We start from the raw sequence: 26814 nt of genomic DNA on the forward strand, positions 1-26814 counted from the left end.
AAGATGAAGCTAAAAGGGCTGAGTCCTGTTCAATACAGAACCCAGCCCTCGGCACTTCACTGAGACCAACCGTCCAACTTTACGGGGTCAGTTCACTCGGTGCGCCGTTTTTCATTGTCGTGCTCGTGCTTATTGCTCGTATTTATTGCTCGTGTTTATTCCTGCCGCAAGCGGCGCTGGCGCACCGCCGCCGCCAGGCCTTCCAGCACGCCCACGCTGGTGTCCCAGTCGATGCAGCCGTCGGTCACCGATTGGCCATACGTCAGTTCCTTGCCCGGCACCAGATCCTGGCGACCGGCCACCAGGTGCGACTCGATCATCACGCCGACGATGCGGTCGTCGCCGCCCGCGATCTGGGCCGCGATGTCGGCGCACACCGGCACCTGGTTCTCGGGCTTCTTGGAGCTGTTCGCATGCGAGGCGTCGATCATCAGGCGGCTGGCCAGGCCAAGCGCGGCGATCTGGCGGCATGCTTCCTCGACGCTGGCGGCATCGTAGTTCGGCGCCTTGCCGCCACGCAGGATAATGTGGCAATCCTCGTTGCCCGAGGTCGAGACGATGGCCGAGTGGCCGCCCTTGGTCACCGACAGGAAATGGTGCGGTTGCGACGCGGCCTTGATCGCCTCGGTCGCGATCTTGATATTGCCGTCGGTGCCGTTCTTGAAACCGACCGGGCACGACAGTCCCGAAGCCAGCTCGCGGTGCACCTGCGACTCGGTGGTGCGGGCGCCGATCGCGCCCCAGCTGACCAGGTCGGCGATGTACTGCGGACTGATCACGTCGAGGAACTCGGTGCCGGCCGGCAGGCCCATCTCGTTGATGTCGCGCAGCAGCTCGCGCGCCATGCGCAGGCCGTCGTTGATGCGGAAACTGTTGTCCATGTACGGGTCGTTGATCAGGCCCTTCCAGCCGACCGTGGTGCGCGGCTTCTCGAAATAGACCCGCATCACGACCTCGAGCTCGCCGGCGAAGCGCTGACGTTCTTTCACCAACCTGCGCGCATACTCGAGCGCCGCCTTGGGATCGTGGATCGAGCAAGGCCCGATCACCACCATCAGGCGGTCGTCCTGGCCGTGCAGGATGCGGTGCAGGTCGACGCGCGCGCCGCTTGCGGTCTGCTCGGCCTGCGGGGTCACCGGGAACTCGCGGATCAGGTGCGAGGGCGGCGTCAGTTCCTTCATTTCACGGATGCGTAAATCGTCGGTGCGGGGCATGCTGGGACTCCCTTTCGTGCTGTTCTGTGCGTGTGTTGTTCAGGACTGGACATAAAAAAACCGCCATCGCTGGCGGTTTGTCTGGATGCTGCCGGGACGTTCTACTGCGCGTACCCGCCGCTACTCCACCGCCAGGGGCTGGAATGGCTAAAGTAAAAAAAGCGGGTAAAGAAAGCGTGGCGCATGGTGTCGTCCGGGTTAGGTCGAATCGACTATAACAACAAGGCATGAAAGTTGGCAAGCCTTTTGTCGCGCGTTCCACAGTTGTACAGACAACAATCGGTTGCAGCAAACTGACATGCCGATCGGAGCCTGCGCATCCGCACCCCCTCATCTTGCGCGCAGCTTGCGTTACCTCAGCCCGGCCATGGCTGCCGATGCAACAGTCAATTCAAGCCCGGCTGCCGCGTGTGTTGATCGCAGACATGAACAGGTACTAAGAGGTGCCAAGGAAATTGATCTGCGATAAGGGTCAAGCCATCCACCCGCGGGCGATCCGGATCCTTCCATCCACTGGAGTGTCGGACCATGACTGAAACCCTGCTTTCCCGTTCCGTGCGCCGCCTGTTCGCGGGGGGCGGCGCCGCCGGCCTGGCGCTCGCCGGCCCCGTGCTGCTGGCCCTGCCCCACCCTGCCGTCGCGCAAGAGGCCGCTCCCGTGGCCCGCGTCGAGATCACCGGCTCGAACATCCGCCGCGCCCAGGCAGAAACCGCGTCGAGCGTACTCACCGTCAACCGCAGCGACATCGAGCGCTCGGGCAAGACCTCGGTGGCCGAGCTGCTGCAGACCCTGGCGGTCGACAACCAGGGCTCGGTGCCGATGAGCTTTGGCAGCGGCTTCGCGGCCGGCGCCTCGGGCATCTCGCTGCGCGGCCTGGGCACGTCATCGACCCTGGTGCTGCTCAACGGCCGCCGCATGGCGCCCTACGGCCTGGCCGACGACGGCCAGAAGGTGTTCGCCGACCTCAACGTGATCCCCACCGACGCCGTCGAGCGCATCGAGATCCTCAAGGACGGCGCCTCGGCCATCTATGGTTCGGACGCGATCGCCGGCGTGGTCAACATCATCCTGCGCCGCAACTTCCAGGGCACCAGCGCGCGCGCGCTGATCGGCACCGGCGAAGCCGGCGACGGCCAGCAACACAACCTGGCCCTGGCCTGGGGCATCGGCGACCTCGAGACCGATCGCTACAACGTGCTGTTCAACGTCGAGTACAAGCACACGCAAGAAATCTGGTACCGCGACCGCGGCAACCGCGACTACATCGGCAAGGTCGACCTGCGGCCCTGGGGCTATTCGGCCCAGGAAGGCTTCGGCGGCACCGGCGCCATCACCGGCAACAACCAGTCGGGCAACGCCATCAACGGCAATGTGCGCAATCCCGACACGTTCGACTACTACAACCGCGGCAACCTGGCCGGGACCGGGTTCACGCGCACCTTCCCGGGCGCCGCGTGCAGCAATTTCACCAACCACCCGCAGGGCGATCCGGGCGGCGGCTGCCTGGTCGATTCGGCCTTCCTGTACAACCAGATCCAGCCCGACAGCGAATACCTGACACTGTACAGCCGCGGCACGCTCCGGCTGCAGAACAATACCGAGGCCTATGCCGAGTTCAATCTGTACGACAGCCTGGCCCAGTCCAGCACCACCCCCAACCCGATCGCGGCCAACGTCGGCTATCCGGGCGGCCCGGTCAGCAACGCCGGCGTCCAGCTCGGCGCCGAGCACCCCGACAACCCGTATTTCGGCCGCCCCGCCCGGCTGCGCTACCTGCCCTTCGACGTCGGTCCGCGCCAGAACGACATCTCCTCTACCTTCGTCCGCGCGCTGTTCGGCGCGCGCGGCACCAGCGGCGCCTGGGACTGGGATACTTCGCTGCTCTATTCGCGCAGCAAGGTCGACAGCGAGCGCAGCGGCTACCTGCAGCGCGACGCCACCTTCGCCCTGCTCGATCCGTCGCCCGAGAACGTGGCGGCGGCCCAGGCCAATCCCGGCTACCGCGCGCTGCCGGGCGGCACCTACTGGCGCATCGCCGAGAGCGCGGGCCTGAATTCGCCGGCCGTGTACGCCGCCCTGTCGCCGACCATCTCGAACGACGCCGAAACCGAGATCGCCCAGGTCGACTTCAAGGCCACGCGCGAGATCGGCAAGCTGGCTGGCGGCCCCGTCGGCGTGGCGCTGGGCGCCGAGTTCCGCCACGAATCGGCGTGGCTCGAACCGACCACCGGCACCGAGCGCGGCAACATCATCGGCCTCGGCTATTCGGCCTACGACGGCCAGCGCAACGTGACCGGCCTGTACGGCGAAGTGCTGGCCCCGGTATGGCCGGGCGTCGAACTCACCGGCGCCATGCGCTACGACCACTTCACCGACGTCGGCGACGCCTGGACCCCGAAGGTTGGCGTCAAGTGGACCCCGCGCCGCGAGCTGGCGCTGCGCGCCACCTGGGCCAAGGGCTTCCGCGCCCCGAACCCGGCAGAGAACGGCCAAGGCGGCCTGGCCGCCTTCGCCAACGCCACCGATCCGGCCCGCTGCGCGCTGGGCGTGCAGACCGCCTGCAGCCCGGCCTCGGTGGCGGTCATCACCTCGCCCAACCAGGACCTGAGCCCGGAACGCTCGAAGAGCTGGAACATCGGCGCGATCTGGGATCCGCTGCCGCGCACCAGCTTCTCGATCGATTTCTGGAACATCAAGCGCAAGAACGAAATCAACCAGGAGCAGATCGATGCCTCGATCGCCGCCGGCAACGTGGCGCGCGATCCGAGCACGGCGGTGCCGACGATTCCTGGCGACCCGGGCGCGATCACGGCGGTGCTGGCGCAATACGTGAACTCGGCCGAGACCGAGGTGCGCGGCATCGACCTCGACGCGCGCCAGGGCTTCGGGCTGCCGAACAACTGGGGTACCCTGACCTTCGACGTCAAGTACACCTTCCTCGACCGATGGGAACGCACCGAGCGGGACGGCACCACGCGCGACTATGCCGGCACCCACGGCAACTGCGACGTCAGCAACTGCATGGGCACGCCGGACCACAAGGCCAACCTGCGCGCGACCTGGGAACGCGCCAACTGGCGCGTGTCGGCCAACCTCAACTACCGGGGTTCGATCGACAACACCTTCTTCAAGGACGATCCCGAAGGCTGCGCCAGCCAGTTCGCCAACGGCGACGACGCGCCGAGCGATTGCGAACTGGCTTCGTTCACCACGGTCGACCTGGTGCTGCGCTGGAAGCCGCAGGCGCGCTGGGAAGTCTTCGGCTCGATCCAGAACGTGTTCGACAAGCAGGCGCCGCTCGATCCGCTGACCTATGGCGCGGTGTCGTACAACCCGCTCGACTATTACGGCGCGATCGGCCGCTTCTTCACGCTGGGGGCGCGCTACTCATTCTGATGCAACAGTGCGAAAGGCAAAACGCCCGGCGCGCGGCCGGGCGTTCGTTATCGACGTGGCGAAAGCCGGATCAGGCCGTGCCGCCCACCGTCACCCCATCGATGCGCAGGGTCGGCTGGCCGACGCCCACCGGCACGCTCTGGCCTTCCTTGCCGCACACGCCGACGCCCGAATCCAGGCGCATGTCGTTGCCGATCATCGAGATGCGGTTCATCACCTCCGGGCCGTTGCCGATCAGGGTCGCGCCCTTCACCGGATAGGTGATCTTGCCGTCCTCGATCATATAGGCCTCGCTGGCCGAGAACACGAACTTGCCGTTGGTGATGTCGACCTGGCCGCCGCCGAAATTCACCGCGTACAGGCCGTTCTTGACCGAGGCCAGGATCTCTTGCGGGTCCTTGTCGCCGGCGCGCATATAGGTGTTGGTCATGCGCGGCATCGGCAGGTGGGCGAACGATTCGCGGCGCGCATTGCCGGTGACCGGCATCTTCATCAGGCGCGCATTCATCGTGTCCTGGATATAGCCCTTCAGGATGCCGTCCTCGATCAGCGTGGTGCACTGGGTCGGGTTGCCCTCGTCGTCGATGTTCAGCGAACCGCGGCGGTCCTGCAAGGTGCCGTCGTCGACCACGGTCACGCCCTTGGCTGCCACGCGCTGGCCGATCATGCCGGCATACGAGGACGAGCCCTTGCGGTTGAAGTCGCCCTCCAGGCCGTGGCCGACCGCCTCGTGCAGCAGCACGCCGGGCCAGCCCGGTCCCAGCACGATGGTCATCGGACCGGCCGGGGCCGGACGCGCCTCGAGGTTGACGCAGGCCGATTTGACGGCCTCGGTGGCGTAGCGGTCCAGCACCTCGTCGCTGAAATAGGCATAGTCGAAACGGCCGCCGCCGCCCGAGGAACCGACTTCACGCCGGCCGTTCTGCTCGGCGATCACGGTGACCGACACGCGCACCAGCGGACGGATGTCGGCCGCCAGCACGCCGTCGCTGCGCACCACCAGCACCACGTCGTATTCGCCGGCCAGGCCCGCCATCACCTGCACCACGCGCGGATCCTTGGCGCGCGCCATCTTTTCCACGCGCTCGAGCAGTTTCACTTTCGCGGTCGCGTCGAGCGAAGCCAGCGGGTCGTTGGGCAAATACAGCGAGCGGCCGCCGGTCGGCAGCGCGCTGCCGGCCACCTTGATGCGGCCGGCGCCGGCGCGCGCGATGGTGCGGGTAGCGGTGGCGGCGTCGAGCAGCGCGCGCTCGGAAATCTCGTCGGAATACGAAAACGCCGTCTTGTCGCCCGAGATGGCGCGCACGCCGACGCCCTGGTCGATCGAGAAGCTGCCGGTCTTGACGATGCCCTCTTCCAGGCTCCAGCCTTCGCTCTTGGTGAACTGGAAGTACAGGTCGGCGTAATCGACCTTGTGCGTGAACATCGTCCCCAGCGCGCGCAGCAGCTTGCCCTCGTCGAGGCCGAATGGCGTCAACAGCACGTCGCGGGCGACGGCGATGGAGGAAAGGTTCGGTTCGAATGGAGTCATGTTGGCGTTCGGTATTTTCTGGGATAGGTCATTGTGCCATATCCAGTGTTTTCACATTGGACGCATGCTGGACGCGTCCCTGCCATCCGTTACATCTTGCGGTGGCGCAATGCCGGCAAGCTTTCGCGCACCCCGGCCAGGTAGGCCGGATCGAGTTCGCCGGCGACCACGCCCTCGCCTTCCGGCAACACCGCCTTGACCTCGCCCCAGGGGTCGACCAGCATGCTGTGGCCATAGGTGCGGCGGCCGTTGACGTGCAGCCCGCCCTGGGCCGCGGCCAGCACATAGCACTGGTTCTCGATCGCGCGCGCGCGCAGCAGCACTTCCCAATGCGCGCGGCCGGTGGTGTGGGTGAAGGCGGCCGGCACGATGATGAGGGCGCACTCGCCCATCGCGCGGTACAGTTCGGGAAAACGCAGGTCGTAGCACACCGACAGGCCGACCCGGCCGAACGGCGCATCGAACACCCCTACCGTCTCGCCCGGCACGATGGTGCGCGCCTCGTCATACGATTCGGTCCCCTTGTTAAAGCCAAACAGGTGGATCTTGTCGTAGCGGCTCATCGCCTGGCCCTGCGGGTCGTACACCAGGGTGGTGTTGAGTACCTTGCCGGCTTCTGGCGAGACCAGCGGCAAGGTGCCGCCGACCAGCCAGATCCCGTGTTCGCGCGCCAGCGCGGCCATGCAATCCTGGATCGGGCCGCTGCCCGGCCGCTCCGCGTGCGCGACCTTGTCGGCGTCATGCATGCCCATGATCGGCCAGTATTCGGGCAGGGCCACCAGGGTGGCGCCACGGCCGGCGGCCTCGGCCACGAGGCGGCGCACGGTGGCCAGGTTCGCGCCGACCTCGGGGGTGGAAACCATCTGGATCGCGGCTACGGTCGTCATATCACTCCTTCGTGGCTGATGCGGCGGCGGGCGCCGCCGGGTTGTCGATTTTCGTGATGGTCGGCGCCTTCCACGGCCCCGTCACCTGCATTTCATAGGTCAGCGCCTTCATCACCGGCGCGCGCAGGAACAGCTGGGCCAGAAAGCCCCCCAGGCCGATCACCGGGTTGACCGCCAGGCCATACACCAGCGGCCCGGTGCCCAGGTTGAATTCCGGAATCACCACCACGCGCAGGTTCGTCGATTCGTTGGCGATGTCGGCGCTGCCGTTCATCAGGACGGTGGCCGCCACCCCATGCATTCTAAGGTTGTCGGTGCGCACCACCCCGCGCTGGATCATGGCGTTGGCGCTGATGCCGTCGAACGCCAGGCCTTCCGAGAACACGTCGTGGAAATCGAGCTTGAGCAGGCGCGGCAGCGCTTGCAGGCTGAGCACGCCCAGCAGCTTGGCGGCGCCCGGGTCCTGCTTGAGGAACTGGCCCGACTCCACGTTCATCTCGATCTGGCCCGACAGGCTCGGGATGTCCATCGCATACGGCAGGCCGGCCCATGAGACGTCGCCGGTCAGGGTGCCGTTGCCGCGCCCGATCGTGCCGGGAAAGCCCAGGCGGTCCAGCAGCTTGCCGGCGTCGTCCATGTGGAGCGCGAAATTCAGGCTGGTATTGCTCTTGCCATCCTTGGTCAGCCAGCGGCCATTGGCCTTCAGCTGGCCGTCCGGATTGGCGAGCAGGACGCGGTCGATGCGCCATTCGCGGCCCGCCAGCGCGCGCACATTGCTGGCGCGCAGCTCCAGCCGGCCGAGGCGCTTGTCGAACAGCTCGAACTGTTCGGCCACGATGTCGAGCGAAGGGATGGTGGCGCTGGCGCCCCGGCTCGACTCCAGCAGGTCCTTGACGTCGGCCTGGGCCGATGCGGGAATCGTGAGCGAAGCCAGGCGCGCCGTGACCTTGCCCAGGCCGCTGGGCGTCTCGGTCCAGGTGAGGTAGCCGCTGGCCTGGCGCGAATGCAGGTTCGCCTGCCAGGTGTCGCGCGTGTGGGTGGCGCCGAGCACCACGTCGGCCACGCGCCGTTCGCCGATGGTCAGTTCGCTGATGCGTCCGGCCAGCACGGTCGGCAGGATGTACTGGGTGAAGTCGGCGCCGCTGCCGGCGCCGGCCGCCGGTCCGGCCATCGCGCCCGGCGCCGGCAAGGCGGCGCCGGCGTCCGCACCCGCGTCCGCGCCGGCGATGGCGCGCCCGGCCGCGAGCCAGTGGTCGATATTGAGCGCCTTGGAGTCGACGTGGACCATCATGCCTTCGTCCGGCAGCGGCGCCGGCACGTTCACGCCGATACCGCCCTGGGTCACCCGCCATGGGCCCTTGCCCTGCTTCTCGCGCAGGTAGCGCGCCGCCAGGTTCGGGCCGACGCCGACGCGGATCTCGTCGCGCCCCAGGCCGGCCATGGCCGGCGCGCCTTCCAGCACGAAGCTCAGCGGCAGGCTGGCGCCGGCCGCCTTGTTCAACGGTTGCGGCAATTCGATGCCCAGGCCCGACAGGCTGGAGTCGATGGCGATCGTGCGCCGGCCTTCGCGCAGCACGATCGTGCCGGTGTAGTGGGTGCTGCCCGACAGGCGCTCGGCCAGGCGCCCCAGCGCCGGCGCCGGCGCCGTGCGGCGCATGCCCTCGGCCGACAGCACGCCGTCGAGCAGCACCCGGGTGCTGCCGTCGCGCTGGGTGCCGCCGGCCACCGTGACCGGTTCGCCCAGGAAGTTCGCGCGGATCGCCTCCAGGCCGAAGCCATGGTCATGGAAATCGATCCGGCCCTGGGCCGCCCGCAGGGTCGGCAGTTCGGGGAACAGGCTGACGTCGTTGTTCTGCAATTGCAGGCTGCCCTGCACCTTGGTGTCCGCCATGTGTGACAGCGGCATGCGCAGCTTGAGGCCGAGCCTGGCGTTGCCGCTGGCGCGCGTATCCTCGGTGAAGTGGCCGGTCCAGTCCAGCACCGGCGTCACCGCCACATAGCGCAGGAATTCCTGCAGCGGCCCGACGCCCTGGCCGTCGATCTCGAGCATCATGTTGTCGTGGGCGCCGAGGTCGGGGATCACCGCCTTGACGTTCGACAGCGTCACACCCAGGGTGCGCAGGGTCTTGCCGTGGATCTCCATGCGCGCCCGGTCGAACGCGATGCTGCCGTCGATCGCCTCGGCCAGCGGCCACAGCGGCGTGCCGTCCGGATGCCGGTGGCCGGGGGCGTATTCGAGGCGCGCCCCTTCCAGCCGCCCAGCCACACGGAATTCGCCGCGCGCGCGCTCGGCGGCGTTGGCGGCGTGGAACGGGAAATGGGCCAGGTCGCCGCGCAGGCGCAGGCTCGCGTCGCGCAGGCGTCCGCCCTGCAGCGCGCCGACCAGCCACTCGTGCAGGCTGTGCGGGGTGGCCAGCGGCAGGTAGCGCCCGATCTGGCCGATCGCGAAGCCGTCCAGGCTGCCGCGGAAGTCGGCGGTTCCAGGGCCGTGGCCGGGCTCGAGCGGCAGCACGTGGCGGCCCGTCACCTCGCCGCTGAACTCGCCCTGGCGGAACGTCAGTTCGTCGACCTCGACTTGCAACTGCTTGCCGGGCTCGAGCTTCCAGCCGGCCTTCAGCGCCAGCCGGTCGAACGGCATGCGCGGCTCGGCGAACCAGGCCGGCATGAACAGCGCCAGTCCCTTCGAGTCCAGCGCCACGCTGCCGCCGCGTTCGTTCGCATCGATATGGCCGCTCAGGTGCTCGAAGCCGGGCGTGGCGGGCCGCGCCGGCAACGCCGGGACGCCGCCCTGGGCGTTTCGCGCCGGGCGCGCGGCGACGGCGTTCAGGGCCAGATCGGCGACGTCGCCGCGGATGCGCCAGCCGCTCACGTTCGGATAGCGCCCGTCCCATTCGGCGCTGACGTCCTGCAGCATGCCGCGCGGCGCATAGTCGGCCAGCAGCTGGCGCTGCACCGGCGTGACCGGCAGGTACTGGGCCAGCGCCGCCAGCGCGCCGATGTCAAGTCCGCGCGCCCGCAGGGCGCCCCGTTCCGGCTGGCCGCCCTGCGCGGGACGCCAGGTCTGTTCCAGCGTGGCCGGCGGCAGCGCGCGGCCGCCCTGCGCCACCACGGCGAAGTGGTCGAGGCGGATCGTGTGGCCGTGGGCGCCGAAGGTCGGCTTGCCGTCGGCCCCGTTCGGCAGCAATTCCTCGCGCGCCGACAGGCGGCCAGTCACGCGCGCCAGTTGCAACGGCGCGATGTCCTTGCCCAGGCGCGCATTGACGCCGGCCAGGGCCAGGTCGGCGGTGAAGCCGGCCAGGCGCGCCTGGTCGAAGCTGAGCCAGGCGCGCAGCGAACCGCGGCCGCGCTCGAGCTGGATCGGATAGTCGACGAAGCGTTTCCAGGCGCCGAGGTCGACGTCGCGCAGGTCGGCGTACAGCTCGCCCTTCCAGCGCAGCACGTCCGACGGCCGTTCGCCGAACCGGTGGCGGAACTGCGCGCGCACGTCGATCGGGCTGCCCAGCGCGCGCGGCGGCGTGGCCTGCAGCGCGAAGTGGTGGGCGCCCCAGCGATTGAGCAGGGCCAGGGTCACGCCTTCCAGCACCAGCGGCGGCGTGCCGCGCAATTCGTCGGTCCAGTCGACCCGGCCGTCGCGGATCACGATCTCGCGCTGGCGCAGCAGCCAGTCGCCGCCGCCGCCGCCGGCCTCGCTGGGGTCGAGCCGCACGCCGGCGACCTCGATCACGCCGTCCGGCCCGCGGCGCACGGCCAGGCGCGGCCCCTTGATCTCGATCGAGGCGAAGCGCGGCTCGAAGGCGGCCACGCTCCACCAGCCCAGGGTCGCCTCGACCTGCGGCAACGCCAGCACCTGGCGCCCGGCGCGGTCGTGCAGGCGCACCTCGCCAAGCGCCAGGGCCGGCCGCAGGCCGTGCCAGGACGCGGCCAGGCGCGCGATCGTGACCCGGCTGCCGAGGGCATTGCCGGCCATGCGCTCGATGTCGCTCTTGTACAGGTCGATGTTCGGGAGGATGGCGTAGCGCAGCACCAGGAACAGCACGGCGAGCGCGAAATACACCAGCAGCACGAGCTTGATGGTAAAGCCGAGCACGTGGTGCGAGGCCAGGTTGGCCATGCGGTAGGCCGCACGCAGTCGCCGCCAGCGCACGGCGAGCGGCGATGCCGCAGTGGACGCCTGCGGATCCGGGTTGTGCATCAAGGTGCTAATAACAAAGGCTCGCCGTAAATTTAACTCTTCAATAAAACAGGTCGCTTGCAACAGTTGCGGCGTCTACCTTACCATCGGTGCTGACCCAGGCAGCGTATCGTGCCGATGAGCGGGCCATTCTACCGCATCGCCTATGAGCCGAGCCTTAAAACCCCTCCCTGCCGGGCGGCACTGACCCGGCATCCAACAGGATCGACAATGACCACAGTTTCCCCCGCCTGCGCTTCGCGCTTCGTCCAGCGCTGGCTCGACGCCGCTCCCGAACGCGCCGCCCAACTGGCCGCATTGTCATCATTATCGCTGGGCGGCGCCGATTTCCGCGCGCTGTTGGAGCGCGAACTGGCCCAGGGCCTGCCGCTGGAACGGGCCATGCGCCGCGTGCGCAACCTGCTGGTGTCGACCATCGTGGCGCGCGACCTGGGCGCTCAGGCCGACCTCGACGAGGTGGTCACGGCGATGACGGCGTTCGCCGACTTCGCGATCCAGACCCACGTCGCCGCCCTCACCGACGAGCTGGTGGCCAGCCACGGCATGCCGACGGGCGAGGAATCCGGCCGCCCCCAGCACCTGATGGTGCTGGCCATGGGCAAGCAGGGCGGCGGCGAACTCAACGTCTCGTCGGACATCGACCTGATCTTCGTCTACCCGGAAGACGGCGAGACCGCGGCCGGCCCGGGCCAGAGGCAGTTGTCGAATCACGAGTTCTTCGTGCGCCTGGGGCGGCGCCTGAACGCGGCCCTGTCCGAGGTGATCGAGGATGGCTTCACGTTCCGGGTCGACATGGCGCTGCGTCCCAACGGCAAGTCGGGCCCGCTGGCGGCCAGCCTGGGCATGGTCGAGGAATACCTGATCGTCCAGGGCCGCGAATGGGAGCGCTATGCCTGGGTCAAGGCGCGCGCCGTCACCGGCGCGCCCGACGACATCGCGGCGCTCGACGCCATCGTGCGGCCCTTCGTGTTCCGGCGCTACCTCGACTTCGGGGTGATCGACGCGATCCGCAACATGCACGCCCAGATCCGCGCCGAGGTGAAGCGCCAGGAGCGCCTGCATCCCGAGCGCAGCCACAACGTCAAACTGGGGCGCGGCGGCATCCGCGAAATCGAGTTCCTGGCCCAGGTCTTCCAGCTGATCCGCGGCGGACGCGATCCGGCCCTGCGCGAGCGCTCCACCCGCAAGACCCTGCTGCTGCTGGCCGAGCGCGAATTGCTGCCGCAAGAGACGGTCGAGCGATTGCTGCAAGCCTATGTGTTCTTGCGCAATCTGGAGCACCGGGTGCAATACCTGGAAGACGCCCAGACCCACACCCTGCCGGCCAGTGCCGACGACCGGCTGGCGGTGGCGCGCATGATGGGCTGCGCGGACGAAGCCGGCCTGCTGGAGCAGCTCGACGCCCAGCGCAGCTACGTGGCCGGGCAGTTCGACGCCATCTTCGCCGACAAGGAAAAACCCGACGACAACCCGGATGCCCCGGCCCTGGCCGACGAACTGGACAATATGGATGCGCTCTCTGGCCGCCTGGCCGCGTTCGGCTTCGACGACGCCCGCACCGCCGCCAGCCGCCTGGCCGCCACCCTGCAAGGTCCGCGCCTGTCGAACCTGCCCGACGCCAGCCGGGCACGGCTGCAAGCGCTGGTGGAAGCCGCCCTGCCGCTGGTGGTCACCGTGGTGGCCGAGGCCGGGATCGGCAGCCACGCCGCCACCCTGGGGCGCCTGCTCGACCTGTTCGAGGCGATCGCGCGCCGCTCGGCCTACCTGTCCCTGCTGACCGAATACCCGCACACGCTCGAGCGCGTGATCCGGATGATCAATGCCAGCGGCTGGGCCGCCACCTTCCTCACCCAGCACCCGATCCTGCTCGACGAATTGCTGGACGATCGCAATGCCGGCGCCGGCGACCTCGGGCAGCTGGCCGCGCTGCTGGACGAACACCTGGACGAGGCGGCGGGCGACACCGAGCGCCAGCTCGACATCCTGCGCGAAGCCCACCATGCGCAGCTGTTTCGCCTGCTGGCGCTCGACCTGGCCGGCGAGCTGTCGGTCGAGCGCCTGGCCGACCACCTGTCGGCGCTGGCCGACACCATCGTCGGCGCCGTGGTCAAGCATGCCTGGCGCACGGTCAACGGACGCCACAGCGACGAACCACGCTTCGCCGTCATCGCCTACGGCAAGCTGGGCGGCAAGGAGCTGGGCTATGTGTCGGATCTGGACGTGATCTTCCTGTACGACGACGAGGACCAGGACGCGCCGCCGCTGTATGCGCGCCTGGCCCAGCGCTTCATCACCTGGATGACGGCCCATACCGCGGCCGGCATCCTGTTCGACGTCGACATCGCCCTGCGTCCGGACGGCGCCAGCGGCATGCTGGTGTCGTCGGTCGCCGCCTTCGAGCGCTACCAGAACGATTCGGCCTGGCTGTGGGAGCACCAGGCATTGACGCGCGCCCGCTTCTGCGCGGGCGAACCCGCCATCGGCGCGCGTTTCGAGGCGATCCGCGAGCAGGTATTGCGCAAGGACCGCTCCAGCCAGGAAGCGCGGCTGAAGGAAGAGGTGGTGCGCATGCGCCAGCGCATGCGCGACGCCAACGTCAATCGCAGCGGACTCTTCGACCTCAAGCACGACGCGGGCGGCATGATCGACATTGAATTCATCGTGCAATACCTGGTGCTGCGCCACGCGTCAACCTACCCGCAGCTGACCGCCAACGCCGGCAACATCGCCCTGCTGCGCGTCTGCGGCGAACTGGGACTGATCGACGCCGGCCTGGCGGCCGCAGTCGGCGGCGCCTACCGCGCCATGCGCAAGCTCCAGCACGGCGTGCGGCTGCAGGGCCAGGACAAGACCCGGGTCGAACCCGGCCTGGTCGGCCACCACCCGGACAGCGTGCAACGCCTGTGGCAAGCCTGTTTCGGCGCCTGAACCGGCGCACTTTTTCTTCCCTCCTTCTCTCCCCTCCCATCGATTTGCATGCGCACTCCCCCGGTGCGCATGCTCGACCCGCGCACCAAAACTACTCGGCAATTCACCTGTATTGCACCATCAGTAAGCTGTTGAAATTGCTGACTTTTTGGTCATTTAATTTCTTTTTGATAACTGTTGTTTTTGCCACCAAAACCCGTTGGTAACGCGTTGACACTAATCAACGCAGAATGGTTTTATACGGATGTGTATGCACTACGGAACAGCCCGTTATCCACGGGTATCCGCATGCGCACGGGTTGCAATTATTAATCATAAAGGTCGTTCCGCTACTGGCGGGACGCAGGATGGAGAGCACATGCAACAACGTACCAAGATCGCATTGGCAGTCGCCCTCGCGCTGCCCTCACTGACCGCCATCGCGCAGGAAACACTTCAGCGCGTCGAAGTGACCGGTTCCCGTATTCGCCAGGTCGACCTGGAAACCGCACAACCGGTGCAGGTCGTCAACGCCGAACAAATCCAGAAGAGTGGTCTCGTGACCGTTGGCGACATCGTCAACCAGCTGTCGTCGGTCGGCACCCCAGCGTTCAGCCGCGGCTCGGTCCTGACCTCGAATCGCGAACAGGGCGGCCAGTACATCAATATGCGTAACCTCGGTGCGCAGCGCCTGCTCGTGCTGGTCAACGGCAAGCGCTGGACCGCAAGTACCGGCGGCTACACCGATATGTCGACCGTGCCTGCGGCGCTGATCGACCGTATCGAAGTGCTCAAGGACGGCGCCTCGTCGATCTACGGTTCCGACGCGATCGCGGGCGTGGTCAACATCATCCTGAAGAAGGAAATGCAAGGCGGCACCGCCAGCGCCTACGTCGGCCAGAACGAAAAAGGCGACGGCACCAACAAGGACTTCTCGCTCACCTACGGCGCCGGCGACGACAAGGCCAGCATGCTGTTCGGCCTGACCCATACCACGCAGGGCGAGGTCTGGGCCAACACCCGCGAAGTCACGTCGTTCACCTTTGGCCCGCAGCGCTACGCTGCCGGCCTCGGCGCCTCGCCATGGGGCCGCATCACGCCGGTCAACGCGTCGGGTGGCTCGAACACCTCGGCAGCCGCCGGTGGCTTCAACCGTATCCTGAACCATACCGGCAGCTACCTTGGTGACGGCGTCGGCGCGAATTCGCGCGATCCGAACAACTACCATGCCTACACCGGCGCAGACGCCGACGTGTACAACTCGACCGACCAGATGCACCTGGCGTCGCCGAACAAGCTGACCTCGATCTTCACCAAGGGCGAGATCGCATTGCCGGGCAACACGCGCCTGACCACCACCGCGATGTTCGCCCAGCGCGATTCGACCCGCCAGATCGCCGGCTATCCGCTGAGCTCGACCAGCCAGTCGCAGTATCCAGTCTATATCGACAAGGACAACTACTACAATCCATACGGCAACCAGGTGGCCGGCCCGGGCCGCGGCCAGGACCTGTTCTTCGCGCGCCGCACGATCGAAGTGCCGCGTTCGACCGATAACCGCAGCAACACCCTGCATATCGATGCCGCCCTCGAAGGCGAATTCGAAATGCGCACCCTGCCGTGGAACTGGTCGATCAGCTACAACTACAACAAGGTCGACGGCACCACCACCAGCACCGGCGACCTCAACCTGCTGAACCTGAAGCGCGCGCTCGGCCCGTCGTTCATGAACGCCTCCGGCACGGTCCAGTGCGGTACGCCGGGCGCGCCGATCGCCTTGACCCAGTGCACCCCATGGGACATCCTGGGCGGCCCATCGGCGTCGACCCCGGAAGCGCTGGCCTACGTGATGTCGACCGGCCAGGGTTCGTATGGCTCGACCATCAGCAACGCCAACGCCGACCTCAGCGGTGAGCTCCTCACCCTGCCGGCCGGCGCGGTCGGCGTCGCCGGCGGCCTGGAATACCGCGAAGTGCGCGGCTACGATGCCCCGGGCCAGTTCGAACAGTCGGGCTACTCGTCGGGCCTGGCTGCCAACACCACCCGCGGCCGCTACACCGTGCGCGAGGCCTACCTCGAAACCAACATCCCGCTGCTCAAGGGCGTGTTCATGGCAGATCTGCTGAGCCTGAACCTGGCGTCGCGCTATTCGGACTACTCGAACTTCGGTTCGACCACGAACAGCAAGGCCAGCCTGATGTGGAAACCGATCAAGGACGTCCTGGTGCGCGCCACCTGGGCCGAAGGCTTCCGCGCCCCGACCCTGAGCGACACCTTCGGCGGCGGCTCGCAATCGTTCGACAGCTATCTCGACGCCTGCGACAGCCGCTTCGGCGATGCCGCGACCAATGCCGCCACCAAGGCACGCTGCAACGCAGCTGGCGTTCCGGTCAACTTCCGCCAGGTCAATCAGGCCGGCTCGCAGGTCACCGCCGCCGCCCAGTCGCCGACGCCGTTCAACGCCGGCGCCGGCAATGCGAACCTGACTCCGGAAACCGCGGTGACCCGCACCGCCGGCATCGTGTTCAGCCCGGCATCCGTGCCAGGCTTCTCGCTGGCCCTGGATTGGTTCAACATCCAGGTCGAGAATCGCATCACCGCGATCTCCGCGACCTACGTGATCAACCAGTGCTACGTGTCGGGCGTGCCGCAATTCTGCAGCCAGCTGCGTCGCGATCCGATCAGCGGCCAGATCACCAATCTGCAGCGCGGCAATACCAACCTGGGCCAGATGGAAACCGAAGGCGTCGACGTCAGCCTGTCGTATCGCTTCCCACGCTCGCAGTACGGCCAGTTCGCGTTCCGTTCCGAAACCACCTACGTCGATTCCTGGCGTAGCCGCAGCACCACCACTGCCGCCTGGACCGAATACGCCGGCGAGTACGACATCTACCGTGTGAAGTCGAACATGGCGCTCGATTGGAGCCTCGGCAACTGGAACGCCACGCTGGCCAGCCGCTTCTACAGCAGCCAGAAGAACCGCTGCTGGACGGTCAACCCGGCCGTCGACTGCTCGAACCCGACCGACCGCGTGACCTGGGGCACCGGCTACAACCGCCACAAGGAAATGTGGTTCGCCGACCTGTCGCTGGGCTATGCCCTGCCATGGAACGCGAAGATCCTGATGGGCGCGAACAACCTGTTCGACAAGAAGCCAATCATCAACTACAGCGCGAACAGCAGCTACGGTGGTGGATCGTCGTCGGGTTCGGTGAATCCGGAACTGCCGCTGGACCGTTTCGTGTACGTCCGCTACAACCAGAACTTCTAAGCAATTTAATTGCTTAAAAAACCCGTCCGGCGCAAGCCGGGCGGGTTTTTTTCGTCCTGCCGACTTTAGATCAGTTGCTGACCAATAGGTCAATTACGTGTCAAATCCGCAACCTATAAATACACATTTCTGCAACACATTCACCGTGCTAGCGCATACGCATTGACAGTCATGCATGCCGAGTGTTTTTATTGCTGCCTTGAAAAGTCAATTGATCATTTCGTTGGCCTTTTTTCAGCGAGTCGCATCGCGACATTTTCGGTGGCAGTGCCCTTCCCACGGTGCCGCCGCGCTTTCACCCCTAGGAGTTTTGCAACATGATGGAAACACTCTTGTCCCGCTCAGTTCGTGCCATCTGCCTCGGCGGCATGACCCTCGGCATGACCGCTGCGATCGCACAGGAAGCTTCGGCGCCACTGCAACGCGTCGAAGTGACCGGTTCGCGTATTCGCCAAGTCGACCTGGAAACCGCACAGCCGATCCAGATCATGAACGCGGAACAGATCGCGAAAACCGGTCTGGTTACCGTTGGCGACATCCTGAACAACCTGTCGTCGGCTGGCGCCCCTGACTTCTCGCGCTCCGGCTCGCTGACGTCGAACAGCGAAATCGGCGGCCAGTACGTCAGCCTGCGCAACCTGGGCTCCAACCGCCTGCTGGTCCTGGTCGATGGCAAGCGCTGGACCCAGTCGGTCGATGGCTTCACCGACCTGTCGACCATCCCGTCGGCCATGATCGAGCGCATGGAAATCCTGAAGGATGGCGCTTCGTCGATCTACGGCTCGGACGCGATCGCAGGCGTGATCAACATCATCCTGAAGAAGAACATGCAGGGTGGCCAGCTGTCGCTGTACACCGGCCAGAACGAAAAGAACGACGGCAAGAACAAGGACTTCTCGCTGACCTACGGCGCCGGCGATGACAAGGCTTCGCTGATGTTCGGCCTGTCGCACACCGAGCAGGGCCGTGTGGGCACCCAGACCCGCGCGATCACCGCGTTCGGCAATGGCCCTGACCACGCGTTCGACGGCCTGGGCGCCGGTCCATGGGGCCGCATCACCGCGGTCAACCCGGCCAACGGCGGCTCGCTGACCACCGGCCCGAACGGCTTCAACCGCGTCCTGAACCACACTGGCACCTACGACGGCGTCGGCGTCGGCGCAGATCCGCGCAACCCGAACAATTATCACGCCTTCTCGAACGCGATTCAGGCAGACAAGTACAACTCGACCCAGGACATGGACCTGCTCATCCCGAGCAAGCTGGACACCATGTTCGTCAAGGGCGAGATCGCGCTGCCGAAAGACATGCGCCTCAAGACCACCGCGATGTACTCGCAGCGCCAGTCGAACCAGCAGATCGCAGGCTATCCGCTGACCTCGACTTCGCAGGCCAGCTATCCGGTCTACGTCGACAAGGACAGCTACTGGAACCCGTACGGCAACCAGGTTGCCGGCGCCGGCAATGGCCAGGACCTGTTCTTCGCCCGCCGCACCATCGAGCTGACCCGCAACACCGAAACCGAGAACCGCACCCTTCACATCGACGCCACCCTCGAAGGTGAATTCATGGTGAAGGATCTCGCATGGAACTGGAGCGCTGGCTACAACCACAACAAAGTCTCCGGCTCGCAATTTGGCACCGGCAATATCAACCTGCTGAATCTGAAGCGCGCCCTGGGTCCGTCGTTCATGAATGCCAGCGGCGTCGTGCAGTGCGGCACCCCTAACGCGCCGATCGGCCTGACGTCGTGCGTACCGTTCAACATCCTGGGCGGCCCATCGGCCTCGACCCCTGAGGCGCTGGCTTATGTTAACTCGACCGGCCAGTCGACCTACGGTTCGACCGTCAACAGCGCCACCGCCGACCTGGCTGGTGAGCTGTTCCAGCTGCCAGCGGGCGCGCTGGGTCTGGCAGTCGGTCTCGAACACCGCGAAGTGAAGGGCCAGGAAGTCCCAGGCCAGTTCGAGCAATCGGGCTACTCGACCGACCTGGCAGGCAATGCCACCTACGGTCGCTACACCGTGCGTGAAGCGTACGCAGAGCTGAACATTCCTGTCCTGAAAGACATGCCGTTCGCAGACCTGCTGAGCTTCAACCTGGCGCACCGCTATTCGGACTACAGCAACTTCGGCGTGGCCAACAACAGCAAGGCCAGCTTCATGTACAAGCCGCACAAGGACGTTCTGGTCCGCGGTACCTGGGCTGAAGGCTTCCGTGCCCCGACCCTGGGTGACAGTTTCGGTGGCGGCTCGCAGTCGTTCGACACCTTCCTGGATCCATGCGACACCGTGTTCGGCGAAGCTGCACGTAACCCGGCCGTCCAGGCACGTTGCGCTGCTTCGGGCACCTTCGCCAACTACCGCCAGGTGAACCAGGCTGGCGCCGCGATCGGTGGCGCCAACGGCACCCAGTCGACCGTCGCCTTCAACTCCGGCGCCGGCAATGCGTTCCTGCAGCCAGAGACCGCCAAGACCAGGACCGTGGGCTTCGTGTACAGCCCGTCGTTCGTGCCTGGCCTGAGCGTTGGCCTGGACTGGTACAACATCCAGATCGAGAACCGTATCACCGCGATCAGCGCGACCTACGTTGCCAACGAGTGCTTCATCAACAACAGCCCGAACTTCTGCTCGGCGATTCGTCGTGACCCGGTCTCCGGCCAGATCACCACCCTGTCGCGCGGCAACGCCAACCTGGGCAATATGGAAACCGAAGGCCTGGATCTGTCGGTCTCGTATCGCCTGCCACGCACTTCGTACGGCCAGTTCAGCATGCGTAACGAAACCTCGTATGTCGACAAGTTCCGTACCCGCAGCGGCACCGATTCGGAGTGGAACAACTACGCCGGCGAGTACTTCTACAACCGCGTGAAGTCGAACACCAGCTTCGACTGGGCACTGGGCAACTGGAACGCAACCTGGGGCTTCCGTTACTACAGCCCGGTCAAGGACATCTGCTACGACGAGTTCGAATGCAATATGCCTGACTACGAAGCAACGTTCGGTACCGGCGCCAACAAGCTGGGTTCGGTTGTCATCCATGACCTGAGCGTTGGCTACAAGACCAACTGGGATGCCCGCATCCTGTTCGGTATCAACAACCTCTTCGACAAGTCGCCGCGCATCGTGTACAGCACCCAGGCATCGGCGTCGTCGGTTGATGCCGACATGTCGCTGGACCGCTTCTTCTACGTCCGCTACACCCAGAACTTCTGATGGAACGGGGCCTGCGCGCCCCCTCCCGACGAGTTCCCTGATGCCCGCCCGGCTTTGCCGGGCGGGCATTTTTACTTGCACAGACCACCTCCCGCGTCCGACCCGGTATCATGGCGGTTTGCCTGCAGCACGCAGCACCCGATCCCCTTTATATGACCATCAAACTCAAGAACGACAAGGACATCGCCAAGATGCGCGTCGCCGGCCGCCTCGCCGCCGAAGTGCTGGAAATGATCAAGGAATACGTCGTGCCCGGCATCTCCACCGAAGAACTCGACCGCCGCTGCCACGACTACATCCGCAAGGTGCAGAAGGCCACGCCGGCCAATGTCGGCTACCACGGCTTTCCCAAGACGCTGTGCACCTCGATCAACGGCGTGGTCTGCCACGGCATCCCGAGCGACAAGGACATCCTGAACGATGGCGACATCGTGAACATCGACGTCACCGTGATCAAGGACGGCTGGCACGGCGACACCAGCCGCATGTATTTCGCCGGCACCCCGAGTCCTGAGGCGAAGAAGCTGGTCGACACGACCTTTGACGCGATGATGGCCGGCATCCGCGCCGTGCGTCCGGGCGCGCGCCTGGGCGACGTCGGCCATGCGATCCAGAAGCTGGCCGAAGGCGCCGGCTACTCGGTGGTGCGCGACTATTGCGGCCACGGCATCGGCCGCGTCTACCACGAAGAGCCGCAAGTGCTGCACTACGGCCGCCCGGACACCGGCCTGCTGCTCAAGGAAGGCATGACCTTCACGATCGAGCCGATGATCAATATTGGCGAGGAAGACGTGATCCAGCTCGATGACGGCTGGACCGTGCTGACGCGCGACGGTTCGCTGTCGGCGCAGTGGGAACACATGATCGTGGTGACGAAGAACGGCTACGAGATCCTGACGCCCTGGCCAGAGGCGAAGTAAGCGCCTGAAAACGTCGAGTCAGAACATGCCGCATCGACAGCGATGCGGCATGTCCCCGAATTCAGTTCAGATGCCGCAACGGGCGTAGCAATCCGTACGGTCCATATCACACTGGGTTTCATCATACCCATTCGCCACGCACGCCTGGTACCCCCTGAGACATGTCCATGCGCACTGGCCCATGTCTTGCTGGAAAGCCGATACCGAGGCTGCGCTACCGAGCCCGATTGCGAACAACAGCACTGCGATCTTCTTGCTCATGAATCTCTCCTGGATGTAAGAATGACGGGCATGACACTCCGGGAGTCGCGCCGCCTTCAGCGACCATCCCGGCACGACAATACGAAAGACTTCAGGCCAGACCTTCAACGTCGTGCGATGTGGCCTGCCTCGACAAGGGCGGCTTCGAGATGATCCCGGTTGAATCCCGTGAGCATGCGTCCGCCGACGAGGATCACCGGGACGGCCTCTTTGCCGAGCCGGGCGAATTCACGACGGCCCTGGTCGGAACTGGCGACGTCATGATCGATAAAGGCGATATTTCGTTCTCTCAGAAACGATCGCGCCTGGATGCAATAGGGACATGAGGTCGTACCGTAAAGGACGACATTGGTTTTTTTATCCGGATAATAAGCGCTGTAGTCGCCCGTGGCGTAAGCGGGTTTCCATGCCTTGACCAGGTAAGGGACGCTGAATCCTATGCCTGAACCAAGGGCAAGCATGAGCAGATAGGACCCCATCGTCCTGGCGAGTTTCGCAGGCATTGACCACTCCGGTTCGAGATGACGAGCAGCAAAATTCGCATATGCATAAAGCACTGTCAACCGAACATGCGTGTCGCATGCATTTACCCGCGATTTGATGCACCAGGGGTGGCCTTGCCTCCGGCAGGTCACGCGTTAACGAAAAAAGGGCCGGATTCCCCGAGGAATCCGGCCCTTCTCATATCCGGCTTAGAACTTGTAGTTGCCGGTCACGTACAGCTGACGGCCGAGCGGATCGGCGTAGCGCGGGTCGAAGCCGACCTGGTGGCCCGACGATGCACGCAGCGACAGTGGCGGCTGGCGGTTGAAGATGTTCTTCATGCCGGCGCGCAGCGTGAAGGCATCGGTGAACGCGTAGCGGCCTTGCCAGTCGAAGGTGGTGAACGACGGCACGTCCAGGCGGAAGCCAGGAATGTTGACGCCGGTGTCGAGGTTACGCACGGTCGCTGCCGCGTCGGTGTAGCCGTTGCGGTAGTTGACGATCAGCGAGTTCGACAGCTTGCCGGTGTCGAGGGTGGTCGACAGGCGGACGATGTGGCGGAACGTGACGGCGTTGTTGGTGCCGAAGTAGTTCAGGCTGTTGGTCCAGTCGTTGGCGGTGCCGGCGCGGGTGTAGTCCGCCTTCAGCATGTAGGTGCCGTTCAGGGTCGCGGTCAGGTTGCCGAAGCCGAAACGGTGGCGGCCGGTCAGGTCCCAGTCGATGCCGCGATTGTGGGTCTGGCCGATGTTCACCGACGAGCGCATGAAGGCCCAGTAGGTGTTGCCGGTCGCCGGTTCGGTATAAGTGCTGAACAGCTGGCGGAACTGCTCCGGGTTACCCCAGGCCTGCTGCTCGCTCACCGAGCTCACCGCATCCTTGATCTTCACGTCCCACAGGTCCAGGCCGGCCGAGAAGCGCGACGACGGCTCGAAGCGCATGCCGACGGTGAACTGCTTCGAGGTTTCCGGACGCAGGTTCTCGTTACCCGTCGACAGCACGTTGTACTGGGTGGTGCCTGGACGGCACAGGGTCGGATCCTGGATCGGGCAGCGCCACGACGACGCGGTGAAACCGGCGTTGACGATCGGCGAAGCGATGTCCAGCATGTCAGGCGCCTTGAAGCCGGTGCCGTACGAACCGCGGAACAGCAGCTGTTGCGAAGGCTGGTAGCGCGCCGAGACCTTGTAGGTGGTCTTCGACTGGTCGCTGCCGACCTTGCGTTTGCTAACGCCATTGTCGATCGCCGAGATGGTGTCGTAGCGCAGCGCGGCCGTCACTTCGATCTCTTTGGTGATCGGCGCCAGCACTTCGGCGAAGGCGCCGGCATTGTCGCGCGTCAGGTCGTAGCGTGCCGGGGCGTTGAAGTTGTAGATCATGCCGTTGACCGCATCGGCCGACGGGTCCTGCTGGTAGTGGTACTCGCGGTAGTCGGCGCCGATGGCCAGTTGCGCGACGCCGCCCTTCATGCCGAACAGCTCGTGCGAACCGCGTACGTCGGCCGCCTTCAGCGTGGTCGAGGCTTCGCGGATCGAACCGTGGAAGATCGAGTTTTCGATCAGCTGCTGGGTCGCTTCGCTCTGCTGGCCGATCGGGGTGAACGGGTTGAAGGCATTGGTGGCCAGCATCGAGCGGAATTCGGCGTTCTTCATGTAGCCGCCGACGTAGCGTTCGTCGATCGAGTTTTCCGACCAGGTCAGCGCGCCGCTCACGGTCCAGCCGGCGATCTCGCCGTCCAGGCCGGCCACCGCGTGCTTCGATTCGGTGATGGTCTGGCTGTCGCGGGTGCCCCAGTCATAGGCGCGGTAGTTGCCCGACACGGTGTTGACGCGGCCCCGCTGCTCGGCGCTCAGGTAAGGCGCCACGTACTGGTTGAACTGCGCCGAACCTGCGGCGATCGAGAACGGCGCGGTGTTCGGCGCGATGCGGGCGGTCAGGTCGAAGCGCGAGTAGGCGATGTCGGTGAACGCTTCCCAGTTGTCGCCGAGCTTCTTGGTGCCCTTGACGAAGAAACTGTCGCGCTTGTTTTCCGGGACCATCTCGACGGTCTGGATGTAGTCGAAGGTGCAGTTGCGGGCGGTGGTGCCGTTGTTGTTGATGCTGACCACGTTCAGGTCGGGGCAGCCGCCATTGGCCAGGAGATAGGGCGAGAAGCCGATCGACGGCAGCGCAGGCACGCCGGCCGGGTTGCGGAACGCCACGGTGACGTTGGCCGGCGCCGAGGCGGTGCTGGTGTTGTCGTAGACGTAGTTGACGCCATCGCGCGAGAAGCGGCGGAAGGCGGTGTTGGCGAAGTCGCGCTTGGTCGACAGGATCTTGTCCTGTTCGTCGCGGCGGTAGCTGACCAGCACGTTCCAGCCGTCGGTGTCCAGGTCGCCGAAGCCGTAGGTGGCCGCGACGTAGCGCGAACCGCCGTCCTTGCCGGCGGTCGGCTGGCTGTAGTTGGCTTCGATGTCGCCGCCCTGCTGGTTCTTCTTCAGCACGAAGTTGATGACGCCGGCGATGGCGTCCGAACCGTACAGCGCCGAGGCGCCGTCGGTCAGGATCTCGACGCGCTCGACGGCGCTCATCGGGATCGCCTGCAGGTTGACCGTGCTGCCCGAGCCTTGCGGCGCCAGGCGGCGGCCGTTCAGCAGCACCAGGGTATAGGATTCGCCGATGTCGTGGATCGATGCCGAAACGCGGCCGCCCGAGTTGGTGCCGGCGGCAATGGCGCCGATGGTGAAGCCTTGCATGGCTGGCAGGGTCTGGATCAGTTCGGCGACGCTGGTGGCGCCGGTCTTGGCGATCGCTTCCTGGCTCAGGGTCTGGATCGGCAGCGCGCCCTCGACGTTGATCCGCTTGATGGCGGAACCGGTGACTTCGACGCGCTGGATCGGCGCATCCTGGGCAACTGCTTGGGTCACTGCGAGTCCGGCGACGAGGCCGAAGGCGAGCCGCACTGCGCGCGCACCCATTTTTTCTTTCAACATCATTGGCATCTTTCTACTGTTTGCGGTGATAAGACGCGCTCGCGACGCTCGGGACGCGTCTCCCCTGCCCCAGCGCCACGACGCACCCTGATTATGCAATTCAGGTAAGTTTATGTAACGCAATTTATCCTGAATGTAACGTTGCATTGCCACGCATTTCGGGGGATCTTTAAATCTATTTCGCCCAACTCCCCCGCAACCTCGCCCAAACTGGTTTAAAACGAATAATCGCGGCGCAGCATTTTTTTGCGATATCTAAACGAATCACGAAACATTTCGTTGTGCAATCGCAACCAAAATAATGTTTGTTCGGAGAGAAGGCATCCGGATGAGGTGAAGGGCCGCTCCCGCCGACACAAAAAAACCCGGCATCAGCCGGGTTGTCGCAGGATCTGCACGCCATCCGCCCCTGACTGCAGGCGCAAAAAAACCCTGGAAGCCAGTGCGGCGTCCAGGGCTCCAGGGGTCGGGAACGGATTACTTGGCGTTCATCAGCGCGACGGTGGTGTCGAGCATGCGGTTCGAGAAGCCCCACTCGTTGTCGTACCACGAGGTCACCTTCACCAGGCGGCCCGAGACCTTGGTGAGCGTGGCGTCGAAGTTCGACGATGCCGGGTTGTGGTTGAAGTCGACCGAGACCAGCGGATCGGTGTTGTAGGTCAGGATATCCTTCAGCGGGCCTTCGGCTGCGGCCTTCTTCATGATCTCGTTGATTTCCTCGACCGTGGTGTCGCGCTTGGCGATGAACGACAGGTCGACGATCGACACGTTGATGGTCGGCACGCGGATCGCGAAGCCGTCCAGCTTGCCGTTCAGTTCCGGCAGCACCAGGCCGACCGCGGCGGCGGCGCCGGTCTTGGTCGGGATCATCGACTGGGTGGCCGAACGGGCGCGGCGCAGGTCTTCGTGCATCACATCGGTCAGCACCTGGTCGTTGGTGTAGGCGTGCACGGTGGTCATCAGGCCGGTTTCCAGGCCGATGGCGTCATGCAGCGGCTTGACCAGCGGGGCCAGGCAGTTGGTAGTGCACGAGGCGTTCGAGATCACGGTATCGGTCGACTTGAGCACGTCCTGGTTCACGCCGAACACGACGGTCGCGTCGACGTCCTTGCCGCCCGGGGCCGAGATGATGACCTTCTTGGCGCCGCCCTTCAGGTGGGCCGATGCTTTCTCTTTGGTGGTGAAGAAGCCGGTGCACTCGAGAACGACGTCCACGCCCAGTTCACCCCATGGGATCTCGGCTGGATTACGCTGCGCGAACACGCGGATCTTGTCGCCGTTGACGATCATGTTGTCGCCCTCGACCGTGACGGTGCCCGGGAACTTGCCGTGGGCGGTGTCGTAGCGGGTCAGGTGGGCGTTCGACTCGGCGTTGCCGAGGTCGTTGATCGCCACGATCTGGATGTCCTGCTTCTTGCCGCCTTCATAGAAGGCGCGCAGGACATTGCGGCCGATGCGGCCATAACCATTGATTGCAACTTTGATCGTCATGCTGTGCTCCTGATTAGAAAAAAACTTTTTTCGTAACGAACATAGTAAAACGGGCCGCCCTTGAAGGAGCAGCCCGC

13 protein-coding genes are annotated in these 26814 nt (G+C 65.3%); 5 read left to right on the forward strand and 8 right to left on the reverse strand.

All coding sequences use genetic code 11. From position 1 onward, the window contains the following. Positions 1 to 155 precede the first annotated feature (155 nt). Positions 156 to 1214 (reverse strand): 3-deoxy-7-phosphoheptulonate synthase AroG, encoded by a 1059-nt coding sequence (aroG, locus tag ACZ9AQ_RS20145; RefSeq protein ID WP_429206558.1) that lies wholly within the window; start codon positions 1212 to 1214, stop codon positions 156 to 158. Between the two features lie 528 nt (positions 1215 to 1742). Between aroG and ACZ9AQ_RS20150 the strand changes: the two genes are divergently transcribed. After that, positions 1743 to 4610 (forward strand): TonB-dependent receptor, encoded by a 2868-nt coding sequence (locus ACZ9AQ_RS20150; protein WP_429206557.1) that lies wholly within the window; start codon positions 1743 to 1745, stop codon positions 4608 to 4610. A 70-nt stretch (positions 4611 to 4680) separates the two neighbouring features. Here the strand turns inward: ACZ9AQ_RS20150 and tldD are convergent, their stop codons facing one another. From tldD to ACZ9AQ_RS20165, 3 genes are all read right to left on the reverse strand, one after another. Next, entirely contained in the window at positions 4681 to 6141 is a 1461-nt protein-coding gene (gene tldD, locus ACZ9AQ_RS20155) for a metalloprotease TldD (protein ID WP_429206556.1), read from the reverse strand. 89 nt (positions 6142 to 6230) lie between these two features. Continuing rightward, complete coding sequence (locus ACZ9AQ_RS20160; RefSeq protein WP_429206555.1) at positions 6231 to 7028, reverse strand: carbon-nitrogen hydrolase family protein; 798 nt, start codon at positions 7026 to 7028, stop codon at positions 6231 to 6233. Between the two features lies 1 nt (position 7029). Beyond that, positions 7030 to 11220, reverse strand: coding sequence for a YhdP family protein (locus tag ACZ9AQ_RS20165; protein ID WP_429206554.1), 4191 nt, complete (start codon positions 11218 to 11220; stop codon positions 7030 to 7032). A 210-nt stretch (positions 11221 to 11430) separates the two neighbouring features. On the opposite strand from ACZ9AQ_RS20165, the gene glnE reads away from it, so the two are divergent. The 4 genes from glnE (at position 11431) to map (ending at position 21533) form a co-directional block, all read left to right on the forward strand. Beyond that, the gene (gene glnE / locus ACZ9AQ_RS20170; protein WP_429206553.1) at positions 11431 to 14148 is read left to right on the forward strand and encodes a bifunctional [glutamate--ammonia ligase]-adenylyl-L-tyrosine phosphorylase/[glutamate--ammonia-ligase] adenylyltransferase; all 2718 of its coding nucleotides are present in this window, start codon (positions 11431 to 11433) and stop codon (positions 14146 to 14148) included. A 358-nt stretch (positions 14149 to 14506) separates the two neighbouring features. Continuing rightward, positions 14507 to 17398, forward strand: coding sequence for a TonB-dependent receptor plug domain-containing protein (locus tag ACZ9AQ_RS20175; protein ID WP_429206552.1), 2892 nt, complete (start codon positions 14507 to 14509; stop codon positions 17396 to 17398). Positions 17399 to 17730: 332 nt separating this feature from the next. After that, the gene (locus ACZ9AQ_RS20180) at positions 17731 to 20613 is read left to right on the forward strand and encodes a TonB-dependent receptor domain-containing protein (protein ID WP_429206551.1); all 2883 of its coding nucleotides are present in this window, start codon (positions 17731 to 17733) and stop codon (positions 20611 to 20613) included. A gap of 152 nt (positions 20614 to 20765) precedes the next feature. Continuing rightward, positions 20766 to 21533 carry a type I methionyl aminopeptidase gene (gene map, locus ACZ9AQ_RS20185; RefSeq protein ID WP_429206550.1) on the forward strand — a complete coding sequence of 256 codons (768 nt, stop codon included), beginning with the start codon at positions 20766 to 20768 and terminating at the stop codon, positions 21531 to 21533. Between the two features lie 66 nt (positions 21534 to 21599). Here map and ACZ9AQ_RS20190 read toward each other — a convergent pair whose 3' ends face one another. The 4 genes from ACZ9AQ_RS20190 to gap form a co-directional block, all read right to left on the reverse strand. Further along, the gene (locus tag ACZ9AQ_RS20190; RefSeq protein WP_429206549.1) at positions 21600 to 21794 is read right to left on the reverse strand and encodes a hypothetical protein; all 195 of its coding nucleotides are present in this window, start codon (positions 21792 to 21794) and stop codon (positions 21600 to 21602) included. Between the two features lie 104 nt (positions 21795 to 21898). After that, the gene (locus ACZ9AQ_RS20195; RefSeq protein WP_429206548.1) at positions 21899 to 22297 is read right to left on the reverse strand and encodes a glutaredoxin family protein; all 399 of its coding nucleotides are present in this window, start codon (positions 22295 to 22297) and stop codon (positions 21899 to 21901) included. Positions 22298 to 22486: 189 nt separating this feature from the next. Beyond that, on the reverse strand, positions 22487 to 25180 hold the full coding sequence (locus tag ACZ9AQ_RS20200; protein ID WP_429206547.1) for a TonB-dependent receptor: 2694 nt from the start codon (positions 25178 to 25180) through the stop codon (positions 22487 to 22489). A gap of 543 nt (positions 25181 to 25723) precedes the next feature. Then, positions 25724 to 26737, reverse strand: coding sequence for a type I glyceraldehyde-3-phosphate dehydrogenase (gene gap / locus ACZ9AQ_RS20205; protein ID WP_109344797.1), 1014 nt, complete (start codon positions 26735 to 26737; stop codon positions 25724 to 25726). Positions 26738 to 26814 lie beyond the last annotated feature (77 nt).

This window comes from Massilia sp. UYP34 (assembly GCF_056279385.1).

Excerpts from the sequence above, each read along its gene's own strand:
- aroG (WP_429206558.1), bottom strand. The coding sequence starts at position 1,214 with ATGCCCCGCACCGACGATTTACGCATCCGTGAAATGAAGGAACTGACG.
- ACZ9AQ_RS20150 (WP_429206557.1), top strand. The coding sequence starts at position 1,743 with ATGACTGAAACCCTGCTTTCCCGTTCCGTGCGCCGCCTGTTCGCGGGG.
- tldD (WP_429206556.1), bottom strand. The coding sequence starts at position 6,141 with ATGACTCCATTCGAACCGAACCTTTCCTCCATCGCCGTCGCCCGCGAC.
- ACZ9AQ_RS20160 (WP_429206555.1), bottom strand. The coding sequence starts at position 7,028 with ATGACGACCGTAGCCGCGATCCAGATGGTTTCCACCCCCGAGGTCGGC.
- ACZ9AQ_RS20165 (WP_429206554.1), bottom strand. The coding sequence starts at position 11,220 with ATGCACAACCCGGATCCGCAGGCGTCCACTGCGGCATCGCCGCTCGCC.
- glnE (WP_429206553.1), top strand. The coding sequence starts at position 11,431 with ATGACCACAGTTTCCCCCGCCTGCGCTTCGCGCTTCGTCCAGCGCTGG.
- ACZ9AQ_RS20175 (WP_429206552.1), top strand. The coding sequence starts at position 14,507 with ATGCAACAACGTACCAAGATCGCATTGGCAGTCGCCCTCGCGCTGCCC.
- map (WP_429206550.1), top strand. The coding sequence starts at position 20,766 with ATGACCATCAAACTCAAGAACGACAAGGACATCGCCAAGATGCGCGTC.
- ACZ9AQ_RS20190 (WP_429206549.1), bottom strand. The coding sequence starts at position 21,794 with ATGAGCAAGAAGATCGCAGTGCTGTTGTTCGCAATCGGGCTCGGTAGC.
- ACZ9AQ_RS20195 (WP_429206548.1), bottom strand. The coding sequence starts at position 22,297 with ATGCCTGCGAAACTCGCCAGGACGATGGGGTCCTATCTGCTCATGCTT.
- gap (WP_109344797.1), bottom strand. The coding sequence starts at position 26,737 with ATGACGATCAAAGTTGCAATCAATGGTTATGGCCGCATCGGCCGCAAT.